Source organism: Anaerolineae bacterium (assembly GCA_016931895.1).
GTDB lineage: Bacteria > Chloroflexota > Anaerolineae > 4572-78 > J111 > JAFGNV01.
Genome location: JAFGDY010000165.1, coordinates 1 through 13,301 on the forward strand (window position 1 = coordinate 1; position 13,301 = coordinate 13,301).

Annotated in this window: 16 protein-coding genes; 9 read left to right on the forward strand and 7 right to left on the reverse strand. The window is 51.7% G+C overall.

The window, feature by feature from the left end; genetic code table 11:
• Nucleotides 1–222: 222 nt before the first annotated feature.
• From JW953_12670 to JW953_12695, 6 genes are all read left to right on the forward strand, one after another.
• Nucleotides 223–423, forward strand: a complete 201-nt coding sequence (locus JW953_12670; protein ID MBN1993545.1) for a hypothetical protein — start codon at nucleotides 223–225, stop codon at nucleotides 421–423.
• 27 nt (nucleotides 424–450) lie between these two features.
• The gene (locus JW953_12675; protein MBN1993546.1) at nucleotides 451–1,245 is read left to right on the forward strand and encodes an HNH endonuclease; all 795 of its coding nucleotides are present in this window, start codon (nucleotides 451–453) and stop codon (nucleotides 1,243–1,245) included.
• A gap of 90 nt (nucleotides 1,246–1,335) precedes the next feature.
• Complete coding sequence (locus JW953_12680; GenBank protein MBN1993547.1) at nucleotides 1,336–1,581, forward strand: Arc family DNA-binding protein; 246 nt, start codon at nucleotides 1,336–1,338, stop codon at nucleotides 1,579–1,581.
• Nucleotides 1,578–1,979, forward strand: a complete 402-nt coding sequence (locus tag JW953_12685; protein ID MBN1993548.1) for a type II toxin-antitoxin system VapC family toxin — start codon at nucleotides 1,578–1,580, stop codon at nucleotides 1,977–1,979. Before JW953_12680 ends, JW953_12685 begins: the two co-directional genes overlap by 4 nt.
• A 14-nt stretch (nucleotides 1,980–1,993) precedes the next feature.
• Nucleotides 1,994–2,506, forward strand: coding sequence for a hydrogenase maturation protease (locus JW953_12690; GenBank protein ID MBN1993549.1), 513 nt, complete (start codon nucleotides 1,994–1,996; stop codon nucleotides 2,504–2,506).
• A gap of 42 nt (nucleotides 2,507–2,548) precedes the next feature.
• Complete coding sequence (locus tag JW953_12695; protein ID MBN1993550.1) at nucleotides 2,549–3,049, forward strand: cyclic nucleotide-binding domain-containing protein; 501 nt, start codon at nucleotides 2,549–2,551, stop codon at nucleotides 3,047–3,049.
• 346 nt (nucleotides 3,050–3,395) lie between these two features.
• On the opposite strand, the gene JW953_12700 is transcribed toward JW953_12695, so the two are convergent.
• The gene (locus tag JW953_12700) at nucleotides 3,396–4,403 is read right to left on the reverse strand and encodes a PD40 domain-containing protein (GenBank protein ID MBN1993551.1); all 1,008 of its coding nucleotides are present in this window, start codon (nucleotides 4,401–4,403) and stop codon (nucleotides 3,396–3,398) included.
• Between the two features lie 260 nt (nucleotides 4,404–4,663).
• On the opposite strand from JW953_12700, the gene folD reads away from it, so the two are divergent.
• The 3 genes from folD to JW953_12715 all read left to right on the forward strand — a co-directional run bounded on the left by folD (nucleotide 4,664) and on the right by JW953_12715 (nucleotide 7,652).
• Nucleotides 4,664–5,551: a bifunctional methylenetetrahydrofolate dehydrogenase/methenyltetrahydrofolate cyclohydrolase FolD gene (gene folD, locus JW953_12705; protein ID MBN1993552.1), complete on the forward strand. Its 888-nt coding sequence runs from the start codon at nucleotides 4,664–4,666 to the stop codon at nucleotides 5,549–5,551.
• A gap of 214 nt (nucleotides 5,552–5,765) precedes the next feature.
• A complete protein-coding gene (locus JW953_12710; GenBank protein MBN1993553.1) occupies nucleotides 5,766–6,719 on the forward strand; it encodes an ABC transporter ATP-binding protein in 954 nt (317 codons plus the stop codon).
• 54 nt (nucleotides 6,720–6,773) lie between these two features.
• Complete coding sequence (locus JW953_12715) at nucleotides 6,774–7,652, forward strand: ABC transporter permease (protein ID MBN1993554.1); 879 nt, start codon at nucleotides 6,774–6,776, stop codon at nucleotides 7,650–7,652.
• 7 nt (nucleotides 7,653–7,659) lie between these two features.
• Here JW953_12715 and JW953_12720 read toward each other — a convergent pair whose 3' ends face one another.
• From JW953_12720 to JW953_12745, 6 genes are all read right to left on the reverse strand, one after another.
• Nucleotides 7,660–8,421 (reverse strand): hypothetical protein, encoded by a 762-nt coding sequence (locus JW953_12720; GenBank protein MBN1993555.1) that lies wholly within the window; start codon nucleotides 8,419–8,421, stop codon nucleotides 7,660–7,662.
• 94 nt (nucleotides 8,422–8,515) lie between these two features.
• Nucleotides 8,516–8,944 (reverse strand): response regulator, encoded by a 429-nt coding sequence (locus tag JW953_12725; GenBank protein ID MBN1993556.1) that lies wholly within the window; start codon nucleotides 8,942–8,944, stop codon nucleotides 8,516–8,518.
• A complete protein-coding gene (locus JW953_12730; GenBank protein MBN1993557.1) occupies nucleotides 8,941–9,957 on the reverse strand; it encodes a HAMP domain-containing histidine kinase in 1,017 nt (338 codons plus the stop codon). Before JW953_12730 ends, JW953_12725 begins: the two co-directional genes overlap by 4 nt.
• Nucleotides 9,958–10,025: 68 nt before the next feature.
• On the reverse strand, nucleotides 10,026–11,507 hold the full coding sequence (locus tag JW953_12735) for a hypothetical protein (protein MBN1993558.1): 1,482 nt from the start codon (nucleotides 11,505–11,507) through the stop codon (nucleotides 10,026–10,028).
• A 10-nt stretch (nucleotides 11,508–11,517) separates the two neighbouring features.
• The gene (locus JW953_12740) at nucleotides 11,518–12,774 is read right to left on the reverse strand and encodes a protein kinase (protein MBN1993559.1); all 1,257 of its coding nucleotides are present in this window, start codon (nucleotides 12,772–12,774) and stop codon (nucleotides 11,518–11,520) included.
• Nucleotides 12,775–12,803: 29 nt separating this feature from the next.
• The gene (locus tag JW953_12745) at nucleotides 12,804–13,220 is read right to left on the reverse strand and encodes a hypothetical protein (GenBank protein MBN1993560.1); all 417 of its coding nucleotides are present in this window, start codon (nucleotides 13,218–13,220) and stop codon (nucleotides 12,804–12,806) included.
• Between the last annotated feature and the right edge of the window lie 81 nt (nucleotides 13,221–13,301).

Sequence of the window (13,301 nt, forward strand, 5' to 3'; positions counted from 1 at the left end):
AAGGCAAGCGGCTAAAAACATTAAAACGCTAATTTAGATCAACAAGAAGGTAGCCCTCCTGCTTGAAATGAGCTGGGGGGCTATTTGTTTTTGTTCAGGACTCTGAAAAAAGGTTGGAGATTTTTAGAAAAGATCAAAAGTTGGAGAGAAGTTTGTGGCGGTGTCCAGAAGTGTGTTAAAATAGACATAGGTTTTGCCGTAATTTTGAGATGAGGCCGATTAATGAGCAAAGTAAAACCGACCTCTCCCCAAAAATATCATCCCACCCACCACGGCCCGGAAATTTTCCCCCGCCGCCGTACCTTTACGCCTGAAGAAAAGCAGTGGCGAGAAGCGGCGGTGTCTTTTTTGTGGGAACGCTTACAAAATAATGCTTTAGACAGGCTCAAAACGAGCCGTATCGCCGATGACGATTTGATTTAGAGCTTTGATAATGATAGGGGGCCAATTATGCCAAAAGGAGACTTATGGACACACGAAGAATTGTTGCTCGTGCTTAATCTCTACCACAAAATACCTTTTGGTCAGTTTGACCATCGCACTCCCAAGGTAATTGAGTTGGCAAAATTGATTGGTCGAACATCAAATGCGGTTGCAATGCAACTTAACAACTTTGTTGCTTTGGACCCCTATCATCAAAATCGAGGGATTAAAGGACTCCGGCCCCCTGGTGAATTAGCCAGGAAACTTTGGGCAGAGGCTCAGAATGATTGGGTTAATATTGTTCTGGAAAGTGAGACTATTTTAGAAAATTTGACCCAACCCGATACTGTTAAAATTCAGCAAACATCGGCTGAAAAGCCCCCTACTCTCTTGAAACAACCGGAAGGGCCAACTGAAACAGAACGTTTAACCAAAATACGATTAGGGCAACGATTCTTTCGTGAGTCCATTATGGCAAATTATCACCAGCGATGTTGTATATGTGGTATTCCTATACCTGAACTGCTGATTGCCAGCCATATAATTCCCTGGACAGACCGTGAAGATTTACGGTTAAATTTATGCAACGGTCTGTGTTTATGTGCTTTGCATGATAGGGCATTTGATAGAGGATTTCTGACAATCGATGCTGGTTACACTGTCGTTATCAGTCCAATGGTTGACCGCTACATGCCTCAAGAAGGGGTAGACAGAGGATTGATGGTTTATAAAGCACGCCCAATATCGTTACCTGATAGATTTTTACCAGATAAGAGTTTTCTGGAAGTTCATCAGAATGAATATTTCATTACAGGTAAGTAATCCATCTTTCTGAATGATCAAGTTTCCTCAAAACTTGACCCGCATCCAAAAGGGAGGCATAATGGTTTCATGGAGTATTATTGAGAGGATATGATGCTAACCTTGACCATTAAAAATATTCCCCCTGACCTTTATGAACGCCTTAAAGCTTCAGCGCAAATGCATCGGCGGAGTATCAATAGCGAAGTCATCACCCGTCTTGAGGAAGTGTTGCGTAGCAAGCGAGTTGCCCCGGATATTTTTTTGAGTAGAGCGGAGGCTATCCAAAAGGATATATCTCTGCCTTTTTTGACCGATGAAACCTTGCAAACCATGAAAGAGGAAGGTCGGCGGTGATTGTTGTTGATACAAATACCATAGCGTATTTCTTTATTCCGGGTGAACACACCGAACAGGCACGAGCAGTACTACGTAAAGATTCAGAATGGGTGGCCCCACTTTTGTGGCGAAGTGAATTTCGTAACATTTTGGCGTCATATTTGCATCGGGAACTTCTGACCTTACCCCAGGCTTTGCGACTGATGCAAGAAGCGGAGAATTTGATGCGGGGCGGCGAGTACCAAATGGCTTCATTACAGGTGTTGAGTCTGGTAGCCAGTTCGGGATGTTCAACTTATGATTGTGAGTTTATTGCGCTTGGTCAAGATTTAGGTGTGCCTGTAGTAACTTCAGATAAAAAAGTTCTTCAGGCATTCCCATCGGACACAATAGCGATGAGTGAATTTGTGTCTTGAAAAGTTGGTCGGCTATGAAAACGTTAGTCCTGGGCCTGGGCAACCCCATTCTCACCGACGACGGCGTGGGCGTGCGCGTGGCCGAAGCGGTGCGGGCGGCGCTGCCGCCGGATTCGCCGGTTGAGGTGAGCGAGGCCAGTGTCGGGGGTTTGAGGTTAATGGAACGGGTGGTGGGTTACGACCGGGTTATCCTGATTGATGCCTGGCACCATCCCCTCGAGAATCAGGCCGGTCAGCACCCTGCCACCAATTTGGGCCGCAATGCCGGGGCCATTCACCGGCTGACGCTGGACGACCTGCGCCACCTCAGCCCCACCCAACACAGCGCCTCGGCCCACGATACCAGCCTGATCACGGCCCTGGCTATGGCGGAGCGAATGGGCCTGGCGGTGCCGCAAGAATTTATCATTTATGCCGTTGAAGTGGAGAACATTATAGATTTTGGTGAAGAGCCAACGCCAGCGGTGGCAGCGGCCGTGCCCAAAGTTACCGCTGCCGTGTTAGAAGAATTGGCGTTGAGAGAGTAACAAAGTTTCCAAAAACTGATAAATATTTTTCAGGAGGGTAACATGATTTCACCCGAAATAATCCGCCGTTATTCGTTTTTTGCCGGTTTGAGCCACGAGCACGTAATCACCCTGGCCAAAGTGGCCGAAGAGATAGTGGTTGAGACCGGCCATTATTTTTTTCACGAGGGAGACGAACTGGACCAACTTTATTTGGTGGTGGAAGGGGCCGTGGCTATTGTAATTGAAGTGCCCGCCGCCGATGTAGAGCATAAACTTTCGGAGCAGTTTACCGGGGAGTTGAAAACCGAAGACGTTGTGCTGAGCGCCATTGGGCCGGGCGAAGTATTTGGCTGGTCCGCGCTGGTGCCGCCGCACCAGGCCACTACCAGCGGCAAGGCCACTACCCCGGGCCGGGTTATTGCCCTTGACGCCCAAGAACTGCTATCAATTTTTGAAGATAATTGCAGATTTGGTTATCTCATGATCCAGAAGATGGCGCAAGTGGTGCGCGACCGCCTGCGCGATATGCGTACAGAGTCGCTGGCGCACATTGTGGGTTGAATAAATTTTTTCAATTGCGCCAAGATTTTCAACCCAAAAGAAACAAGCCCCCTTACCCCGGCGGGGGATTTTAGTTCGAAACGATTCGGTAATTGTTCGTTTAAATGTCATTCTGAGGCCGTAGGCCGAAGAATCTCTTTATAGCGTTCCTTGGCCTGGCTGATGTAACACCAGAAGGAGATTCTTCACTCCGCTTCAGCCGCTTCGCTTCCAAGCTTCGTTCAGAATGACATGTTGAATTACCAAATCATTACCACATTGTTGAAATAGTTAACTAAAAAACGGGCCGGCTTTGTTAGCCGGCCCGTTTGCTATCAGTGAAGCCAGGGTTACGTTCTCTTCTAACTTATGGCGCCCAGTCAATGCTTTCCCCGCGCCAGCCCCAACTGTTGGCCACATCCAATTGCACGGCGCCGTCAATTGAGCCGCCCAGGGCAAAAAGTTGGCGCTGATTGCCGCCGTCGGGATTCATGGCCCAGATCGCCCACTCCCCGCCCCGGTCGGAGACAAAGGCAATCGCCCGGCCATCGGGCGACCAGGTGGGCAGCCCATCATTACCGGAGGCAGTGGTCAACTGGGTCATATTGCTGCCTTCAAGATTGATCACGTAAACATCCCAATTGCCGCTGCCCTGCGACATATAAACCACGCTCTGGCCGTTGGGCGACACCGCCGGATTGGTGTCGCTCAATTCTTTGGTCAGTTGGCGCAAATTGCCGCCGTCAATATGGCTAAAGAAAAGACCACAATCGGTGGCCAGGCACGTTTTGTAAACAAAGCTCTGGCCATCGGGCGTCCAGGCCGGCGCTTCACCCTGAATAGGGTTAGACTCGCGGCGCAGCACATCGTACTCCGGGCCGGAGGTGCGATAAATGGCCGGTTTTTCGCCCGCCTCTTGCGAGTGGAAGAGGAAGGACATATTATCCGGGGCAAATTTAGGCCGTCCGGCTTCAAAGTGAGCGTTAAAAATCCACGGCTCGCCGCCCTCAACGCCGCGTTCCATCAGCCCCCGCCTGTCGCCCTGCCACGAACGGTAGATAATACGGCTGCCGTCGGAGTTCAAATCCGGCTGGCTGGCTGCGGCAACCACCATCTGGCGGTCGCTGCCGTCTGCCTTGGCCATAAAGATATTGTAGGTTCCGGCTGTTTCATCGTAAACCGGAAAAACAATGTGGCCGCTCAAGGCCGGAGCGGCCGGCGCCGGCGGCTCGGCAGGAGGCGCATCGGTTGGGGTGGGGGCAGACGTGGGCGGCGGCGCAACAGTAGGGGCCGGCGTTTCGGCAGACCCGCAGGCCGCCAGTAAGCCCATCATCCCTATCAATAAAACAATGAATAAATTTATCTCGCGCTTCATTTTTTCCCTTCTTTCTGGTTGATTGCTTTGGCCTCTGATAACCCTGACCAGCCATCACTATACCATATTACTCTGCTCACCGTCATCCGTAGTTTTTCCCAATATTAAGGAGAGAAACTACTGATGGGCGTCCATCGGCTTATCCCAAAGGCCATAGAGGTTGTTTGTTTTTTGACTCATTATTTGAGTTACGTTATGCTTACGGCATTATTTTTTTTCTGACCCACCGGCTCAAAAATCTGCGTTCAAGGAGAATAAAAATGACTGCTCAAATTATTGACGGTAAAGCTATTGCGGCCGCCATCCGTAGTGAAATTAAAGTTGAAGTGGAAGCCATGCAGGCCCAATTTGGTAAAGCGCCCGGCCTGGCCACTGTTTTGGTGGGCGAACGAAAAGACTCGCAAACTTACGTGCGGATGAAAAAGAAAGCCTGCGCCGAAGCGGGCTTCAAATCGTTTAGTTACGACTTGCCGGAAGAGGCCGGCCAGGCAGAACTGCTCAAACTGGTGCAAGATTTGAACGCCAACCCGGAGGTGCACGGAATTTTGGTGCAGCTTCCTTTGCCCGCTCACATTGACCCGGAAACAATCCTGGCGGCCATTAGCCTGGAAAAGGATGTGGATGGATTCCACCCTATCAATATTGGCCGGCTTTCTATGAAACAGCGCGAACCCTTGTTTGTGCCCTGCACGCCCAAAGGCTGCATTGAACTGCTTGACCGGACCAACGTAAAAATTGAAGGCAAACAGGCGGTGGTGCTGGGCCGCAGCAATATTGTGGGGCTGCCGGTGGCCATGCTGCTGCTCCACCGCAACGCCACGCTGACCATTTGCCACTCCCGCACCCAAAACCTGCCCCAAGTGGTGCGCCAGGCCGACATCCTGATTGCGGCAGTGGGCCGGCCCCAGCTGGTGCGCGGCGATTGGCTCAAACCCGGGGTGGTGGTGATTGACGTGGGCGTGAACGCCGTAGACGACCCCGCCGATAAGCGCGGGTACCGTTTGGTAGGCGATGTGGCCTTTGACGAGGCCAAAGAAGTGGCCGCCGCCATCACCCCGGTGCCCGGCGGTGTTGGCCCCATGACCATTGCCATGCTCTTACGCAATACGCTTGATGGCGCAAAACGCAGCCTCCAGAAAAACCAATGAGCGGACCGGCGATAGATGGCTGATTGTTAGCTGCCGGATAGGTGAGGCGGCTAAAAATGAAGTACCATCGCAATAATCGTACCTGTGCAATAGCAGCACAGGGCCGGGAAATAACGGGGGGAACTCCCCCCAAAGCCCCCCGCCCTTTTGGGGAGTTATTTGACCTATTGCCCAGGTCGCAATGGTCTATTCAAAAAAATTTGGGATAACAAGAATGACCCTTTATTTATCCGCCCAACACGTCCGCAAAACCTACGGGCGGGCCACGGCCCTGCAAGACGTATCGCTTGACTTGCAGCAAGGCGAAATCCTGGCCCTGCTTGGCCCCAACGGCGCGGGCAAAACCACCTTTATCAAAATCCTGGCCACCGTGTTAATAAAAAACCAGGGCCAGGTGCAAATTTTGGGTTACGATCTGGACCAACACCCCGAAGAGATCAGGCACCTGTTTGGTTACGTGGGCCAAGATACGGAACGCTCGGCTTACGCCCGCCTGACGGTTACAGAGAATTTGCGTTTTTTTGGCGCGCTGCGCGGCATGAGCAAAACCCAGATTGACGGGCAAATTGAAAAACTGGCCGCGTACTTTGATTTTCACGCCAACCTGGGTAAACAATTTGTCCATCTCTCCGGCGGGCAAAAACAAACGGTGGTGATTATGCGGGCCTTACTGCACGATCCCCCGCTGGTTTACCTGGACGAACCGACCAAAGGGCTTGACCCCATTATTGCCAAAAAAATCCGCGTTTTCCTTAAAAAATTTGTGGCCGAAGAAAAAAAGTCTCTCTTGCTCACCTCTCACGTTTTGTCTGAAGTGGATGAAATGGCCGACCGGGTGGCCCTTATTCACCGGGGCCGGATCCCCATTTCCGGCCCGCCGGCGGCGTTAAAAGCCGCCGTGGGGGCCACCGAGTTTGTAGAAATAGAGCAAGACTCCCTATCGCCGGCCACGGTGGAAAAAATCTTGCAACTTGAGCCGGTAATCTGCCGGCTTGAGCGTAATCCCCGCTGGCTTTCTTTTGGCGTATCTGATCTAATGGGCGGCGCCGAGGCCATCATTCGCGCCCTGCGCCAGGATAATGTGCAGACCGGGTTTCGCCATCATACGGTTTCGCTGGAAGATGCCTTTGTGCATCACATTGGCGAGCTGACCGAAAAGTTTGATTAACAGTTAACAATTAATCATTCACAATTCACCATTCACAATTATTATAGAAATGTTATGCAAACCAGTCTGACCCAAACGATGATTAAATCTGGCTCCATACAAAGTTTATCTCGCCCTACCTCCGGCCGGGTGATTGTGGCGGCCACCATCAGCAAGGGGCTGCGGATTGCCACCCGTTACCTGCCCAACCTGGTGGGCAATTTTGTGCAAATTGCCATTAGAGTAGCCTTTTTTATGCTGCTGGCCCACTCGGTTACTTTTGGCAGCGGCGGCGAGGCCGGCCAGGTTTTAACGGGCCGCGAGTTGTTCATCTTTTTTCAGGGGGCCATGCTGATCATGATGTTCAATTGGCCCACACTCTGGGCGCCCATCAATGCCGTGTCCACCGATCTTTACAACGGCACGCTTGAATTTTTGTACAGCAATCCCGGCTCGCGCTATGCCTATTACGTGGGCACCGTGGTCACCGAGATTCTGATCAGCCTGGTTTTTTTTGTGCCGCTTTACCTGTTTCTGGCTCTTTATACCCAAGCCAGCGCCGCCAATATGCTGATGGTGCTGCTGGTTTGTATGTTGGTAGGGGTTACTTTAACGGCAATGGGCATTATGATCGCGCTATTGGCCCTGTTGTGGCGGCAGGTGAATTCAATTGCCAACGTGCTGGGGGTCTTGTTTGAATTCTTGGCCGGAGCTTATTTGCCGGTGAGTGTTTTTCCGACAGTGGTGCAATATCTGGCCTATCTTTTGCCCTACACCTGGGGCTATGATTTAATCCGGTACTACAGTTTTGAAGGTGATTGGCAAACGCTCCAGCCGGTGTGGCTGGAGTGGGGGTTTTTGGTGGGCTATGCGGTGCTCTATACCGTTCTCTCGCGCTATCTTTTGAAAAAGGCCGAGCAAAAAGCTAAACAAAGTGGGTTACATATAATTTAAAGAGGGGTTAATCCTTTACCAATTTTGCCTCCTTTATTTTTTGGGTATATTCGGGATACAACTTTTCCATACACTCCGGACAAACCCCGTGGCTAAACAGCGCCTCACTGTGTTCGCCAATATAGGTTTCCACCTGTTGCCAATAGCCTTCGTCGGTGCGTATTTTTTTACAGGAAGTGCAGATAGGGATAATGCCTCTGAGGATTTTGAGTTCCTTTAGTGCTTTTTCCAAGCTATCTGCTCGTTCTTGGGCCAACTCATAAAGCCGCGCATTCTCAATTACCAGCGGATCAATATCTTCCTCCTGGGGCATATCTTTATCCACCAGCTCATACTGCGACTCAACCACATTGTTTTGCACATCAAATGTTTTGCGGTAAAGCCGCATCGTTTTATTATGTTTGTCGGCCAGGTAGTATAAACATAAATTCAAGGGGCAAGATAAAAATGGGTTGGCGATAATGGCGTATAACTCCTCATAGGCAGCAGCGCCGTACAGATTATGCCAAATGTAGTTCTGGCCCTTATCCGCCGGCTCAATGTCCAATCTTTCGGCAAATCCATTCTTTACAAAAAGTTCGGTCAGGGCCGAGAGGTCTTCCAGATCGCCTTTTTCCTCAAACGCAAAGCCGTGGTTATTAAGATAATCAATGATCTCTTTCCCCACATCTTTAAGAATATATCCCTGGGCAAACACATTGTATTTGGCCAGTATTTTACCAAAAGCAACTAAAAGCGCTTCATAAAGCGCTTTCTCAAAGTCTTTCATCCAAACCTCACTTTAGCAATCCTTGCTAACGAACATATCAAAGAATTAACCTGGAATATGCCGACAAACGCAAGGATTTTTATCTCGAATATATCTATCGCCATTCCCACAACTCCTCCCCCGCCAAAATAGCCCGGATTTGGTCGGGAAAACGGCCGGGACGGGTAGGTTTGCCGATAAAACTGTCAAACCCGGCAGCCTTGATCCGGCGGATGTCGGCAAACATAACGCTGGCCGTCAGGGCCACCACTTTACTGTTTTTCAGGCCAGGATGGGCGCGGATGCGTTTGAGCAGGTCAAAGCCGGTTTCGCCCGGCATGTAAATATCAACCAAAAACAGATCAACTTTGGGCAATTTTTCGGCCAGGGCCATGGCGCTATCCACAGACGTGCAGGCATGCACTTCCTGCGCCCCGGCCATTTTTAGCAGGCTCATCGTGGCCCGGTAAGAGTTGGGGTCATCCTCAACAATCACTATGGTTATATCGGCTAAACTAACCTTCTCTAAATCAACGCTCATCATGCCTCATTTTCAACCAGAGATTGGCCCTCATTTTCGGGAGTAGCGGGGGTGGAGGTGTTGAGGGGTAAGGTAAAGTGAAAGGCCGACCCCCGCCCCTTTTCGCTTTCAACCCACAATTGACCGCCGTGCAATTCAACAAATTTTTTACTGATAGGCAAGCCCAGGCCGGCCCCCGGTTTTCGTAAGGTAAAAGCCTCTTCTGCTTGCTGAAACTCCTCAAAGATACGTTCAAAATCTTCGGTTTTAATGCCAATGCCGGTATCAATCACGCTTATTTTAAGCTGGCTATTGTGGTCTGTCACCCGCAAGGTGATGTCACCCTGGTTGGTGTATTTGGCCGCATTACTCAAAAGATTGAGCAGGATTTGCCGGATGCGGACCTTATCAGCGTTGATGGCAGGTAAATAGGGGGGAATCTCCTGGCGTAAGGCAATGGGCTTATCCTCAATCAGCCCGGCCACGGTTTTCATCACACCCGCGCTGATTTCGGCCAGGTCTACCGGCTCCCAAAACAATTCCATTTGCCCGGCTTCAATTTTGGCCAGGTCCAGTAAATCATTGGCAATATCGCGTAAAAACTCGCCGGCCTCGTAAATGCGGCCCAAATAATCCAATTTTTGCTCTTCAGACATGTCGCCGCCGCCATCGGTTTGGGAAAGGATGTAAGAGAAATTAATGATAGCGGTTAAGGGGGTACGCATCTCGTGGCTGAGATTGCTGATAAAACGATGTTGGAGCGCTTTGGCTTCGGCGGCGGCATGTTCAGCTTTTTGAAGATGTTGCCGGGTGGCTTTTAACGCGGCGCAAACTTTTTGCAAATTGTTTTGGTAAAGCCGATGGCTAAAGTAAACGGCCAACAAAATGAGAGCAGCCAACAACCAAAAGAGAAAATTCAGCGTGTTTTGCCCTACCACCAGCCGGCCCAGGAAAAAAAGCGCGGCCAGAATAACGGCGCTGATAAGTAGAAAAACCAGGGTATATCTTTGGGGTTCTGGAAGGCGAGTATTTTGCATAAGTTAAAGTTCGGATAAAGATTTTGTTGGGTAAAGACTATTGTAGAGGGTAGACTTTGGAAAGTCAATTATCTGTTTGTCCCATTCTCCCGGGGCAAGTCTTGGGTATTGGTAAAAATCCAGGCCGCCGCATGCAAAAAGGCCACGGCCATTATAAACAGACTGCCTTCTTTTAATTTATCCCGGTTGACCAGCACGCGCACCCACAGATAACCCGCCAGCAGGGTATAAACAAACGCCGAAGGCGCAAACAAGTCCCAATCCTGGCGCCCGCCATAGTCTGGATTCCAAACCCAGGTGAGCAGCAGATAGAGCGCAGCGGTAACGCTTAAAAAATAGCCGTAATCTTTGTCGGCAGGCCGGTCAAAAACGGCCACCCGGAAACGAGAGACGGTGATGAGGGTCAGCATAATGAGGGGCAAACCAAAGGGAGAAATCAGGAGATGTTCGTTGAGCCAATCCAACAGGTGAGCTACCGAAAACATGGTGTAATGCTGCCAAACGGTAGTAGTGGCAAAGAGGGGCACAAACCAGATACCGTCGCCGCCGCCGGGCCGGTCGTCGCTCAATAAGGCCGACAGGCCGTGGCCGCCGGACTCCATGAGGGCAAACACGCCTGCCCCCACCAACAGGGGCGGCAGAATAGTTTGGGCCAGCCCGCCGGCCACGGAGACGTAATTGCGTTTCCAACACAGCCAAATCAAAACCAGCATACCCGGCCACAAGAAAACGGTAGAAGGATGAAACCCGTTGCTCAGGGCCAGGGCCAGCACCGGCCATACCGGCTGAAGGTCGCCGCGCAGGGCGCGCCAGGCCAGAAACAGCGTTAGCAGCAGCCCTAACGAGACAATGGTATAATTTTCAACGTAACCAAAAAAGAGCTGCATCGAGCCGGTGGTCAACAGCAAGCCGGCCAGCACGGCGCTTTCCAGGGGCGTGCGGCCCAATTGGGCCAAAAAGGTGAGCAGCAGATAAACAAACCCTATCCCGCAAATGATACTGATTGCGGCATAAACGTATTCCACCGGCCAGCCCAACCAGGGCCGGGCGACAAAGTACCACAGGCGTTGGTGGAGGAAAACGGTCAAAGGAGCCTGCCAATTATACACAACGCGCAATTCTAAATTGGGGTGGGAGAGCGCCTGGGCCAAAACAGCGGCATCGCCCCACCGCAAATGGCGCAAACGAGCCAGCCAAAAAAGCAGCCCGGCCAGCCCGGCGGCCAGGGCAAACCACCATTGGCGGCGATGTTTGCCCGGCCAAATCCGCCATAACCGGCCTAACCAGTGCAACACAGTGTTGTTGATTGGCGGAATAATGAGGGCGCCGGCCAATAAGGCCAGGCCCCAACCCAACCACGACGGCAGAAATGTGTAAGGCCACACACTCCAGGTGGTTTCTACGGGCAGGCGAGAGGCGGCCAGGTGGAGGGTCAACAAAATGAGACCCCAGCCCTGGACGGCTCGCAGAAGCCAGTTTTGAGCGGCCTCGGTTTGGGCGGAGGCGGTTGAATGTTGCGCTGTTGCCGGGGTGGGTGCTTTCAGGGTCACGGAACGCCTTTCAGGTTTTGGCCGTTATCAAAAATAAAAAAGAAAAGTGACTGCAACGGATCAGGTCGCCATCTTTGAGCAACAAGGGTAGGCCCGGTTTAACTTTGACTTCATTCACGTAGGTGCCGTTCAAGCTGTCCAGGTCGTCAATGAACCAGCCGTCGCTCTGTTTAAGCAGCCGGGCATGCCGGCGAGAAACGCCTGCCTCGGCAGCCCCGTGCGGGCCAAGGTCAATATCGGCCACAGTTTGGCGATGGGTGCGGCCAACGATCAAGTTCTCCTGATCCGGCAGCGGGATGGTCACTCTTGGCTCAACCAGAAACAGCCGGGCGTCACAGGGAGCCGGTTCCGGCCCAGCCGTCCGGGCTGCCTGGCCGGGCAAATCGGCTGTTTTTAAGGTGGTCACCTGCGACGACGGCGGGCTGGCGTAAAAGGCGGGCCGTTGCTTTGACGAGGCCAGCACGTCTTTGAGGGCGTGGCCCATTAATTGCATATCGCCATAACGCTTAACGGGCGATTTTTGCATGGCCGTGAGAATGACTTCTTGCAGCCCCACCGGGCAAGCGGGGTTGAACTGGCGGGGCGAGGGAACCGGCTCGGAGATATGGGCCAACAAGATTTTATTGGGATTGGGATAGTCAAAGGGCAGGCGACCGGTCAACATTTCAAACATAACCACGCCCAACGAGTACATATCGGAGCGGCTGTCAACGGCCACGCCGCGGGCCTGCTCCGGGGCCACGTAGGCCGGGGTGCCCATAGAAACGCCCGTGCCGGTCAACACAAACTCGGCATCCGGCAGTTTGACCAGCCCAAAATCGGCCAGCAGGGGCCAATCTTCTTGGGCCATCAGGATATTGGAGGGTTTGACATCCCGGTGGACCAGGCCGTTTTGGTGGGCGTAATCCAGGGCTTCGGCCAGGGCAATGGCCAGGTTGGTCACTTTGACCCAATCCAGCGGCTGCCCCTGCAAACGGTTGGCCAATGTGCCACCTTCGATGTATTCCATGGCAATGTAGGGCCAGCTATCCTGCTCGCCGTACTCGTAAACAATCACAATATTGCGGTGGCGCAGGCGGGCAATGGCCTGGGCTTCGCGCTGAAAGCGGATCAGGGTTTCACTATCTTTATGGTGCAGCACTTTTACCGCCACCCAGCGTTTCAGGTTGGGCTGGTAGGCTTTGTAGACAACGGCCAGGCCGCCTGCGCCCATTGTCTCAACCAGTTTATAGCCGCCGATTGTTTTGCCTACCAACTCGCTCGTCATTGGGTTATATCCTTACCTGAGTGCTCCGTTTATGGATTTACTGCAAAAGCGATTGTTCTGATCAGTTGCCGGCGATCAAAGGTGTAATAAATAATTTCTTCCTTTGTAACTCGAATAACTTTACCCATTCGCTTAGCTTTTGTCTTAAACTCTGGACGGCGAAATAGAGATCTCAGGGATTGGGGAATTTCCCCGGCACGGGCGTCTGATATTGCAAAACAAACGACACAATATTGGTCGTTTATAGTTACCTTTCTCCAAAAGTCTTTCTCATTGATCGTTACAAATGTGGGTTGCTTCTGCTGTCGCAGCAACTCTGGAATAGCATCATCTTTGATAACAGTATCGGGGCGCAAGTCGGTGATAAATCTGACCTCGCCCCGATACCATTTGGCAATTTTTGTTTCTATGTGGCGTCCCAGTAGTTGCTCGTCTAAAACAATCATGGCTCTTTGGGATTTTCCGTGGCATACCCCAATATGTAGGGGCGAATCCTTGTGGTCGCCCTGGGCAGGCACAAGACCTGC

Excerpts from the sequence above, each read along its gene's own strand:
- JW953_12670 (MBN1993545.1), top strand. The coding sequence starts at position 223 with ATGAGCAAAGTAAAACCGACCTCTCCCCAAAAATATCATCCCACCCAC.
- folD (MBN1993552.1), top strand. The coding sequence starts at position 4,664 with ATGACTGCTCAAATTATTGACGGTAAAGCTATTGCGGCCGCCATCCGT.
- JW953_12730 (MBN1993557.1), bottom strand. The coding sequence starts at position 9,957 with ATGCAAAATACTCGCCTTCCAGAACCCCAAAGATATACCCTGGTTTTT.
- JW953_12690 (MBN1993549.1), top strand. The coding sequence starts at position 1,994 with ATGAAAACGTTAGTCCTGGGCCTGGGCAACCCCATTCTCACCGACGAC.
- JW953_12715 (MBN1993554.1), top strand. The coding sequence starts at position 6,774 with ATGCAAACCAGTCTGACCCAAACGATGATTAAATCTGGCTCCATACAA.
- JW953_12725 (MBN1993556.1), bottom strand. The coding sequence starts at position 8,944 with ATGATGAGCGTTGATTTAGAGAAGGTTAGTTTAGCCGATATAACCATA.
- JW953_12745 (MBN1993560.1), bottom strand. The coding sequence starts at position 13,220 with ATGATTGTTTTAGACGAGCAACTACTGGGACGCCACATAGAAACAAAA.
- JW953_12675 (MBN1993546.1), top strand. The coding sequence starts at position 451 with ATGCCAAAAGGAGACTTATGGACACACGAAGAATTGTTGCTCGTGCTT.
- JW953_12720 (MBN1993555.1), bottom strand. The coding sequence starts at position 8,421 with ATGAAAGACTTTGAGAAAGCGCTTTATGAAGCGCTTTTAGTTGCTTTT.
- JW953_12680 (MBN1993547.1), top strand. The coding sequence starts at position 1,336 with ATGATGCTAACCTTGACCATTAAAAATATTCCCCCTGACCTTTATGAA.
- JW953_12700 (MBN1993551.1), bottom strand. The coding sequence starts at position 4,403 with ATGAAGCGCGAGATAAATTTATTCATTGTTTTATTGATAGGGATGATG.
- JW953_12695 (MBN1993550.1), top strand. The coding sequence starts at position 2,549 with ATGATTTCACCCGAAATAATCCGCCGTTATTCGTTTTTTGCCGGTTTG.
- JW953_12710 (MBN1993553.1), top strand. The coding sequence starts at position 5,766 with ATGACCCTTTATTTATCCGCCCAACACGTCCGCAAAACCTACGGGCGG.
- JW953_12740 (MBN1993559.1), bottom strand. The coding sequence starts at position 12,774 with ATGACGAGCGAGTTGGTAGGCAAAACAATCGGCGGCTATAAACTGGTT.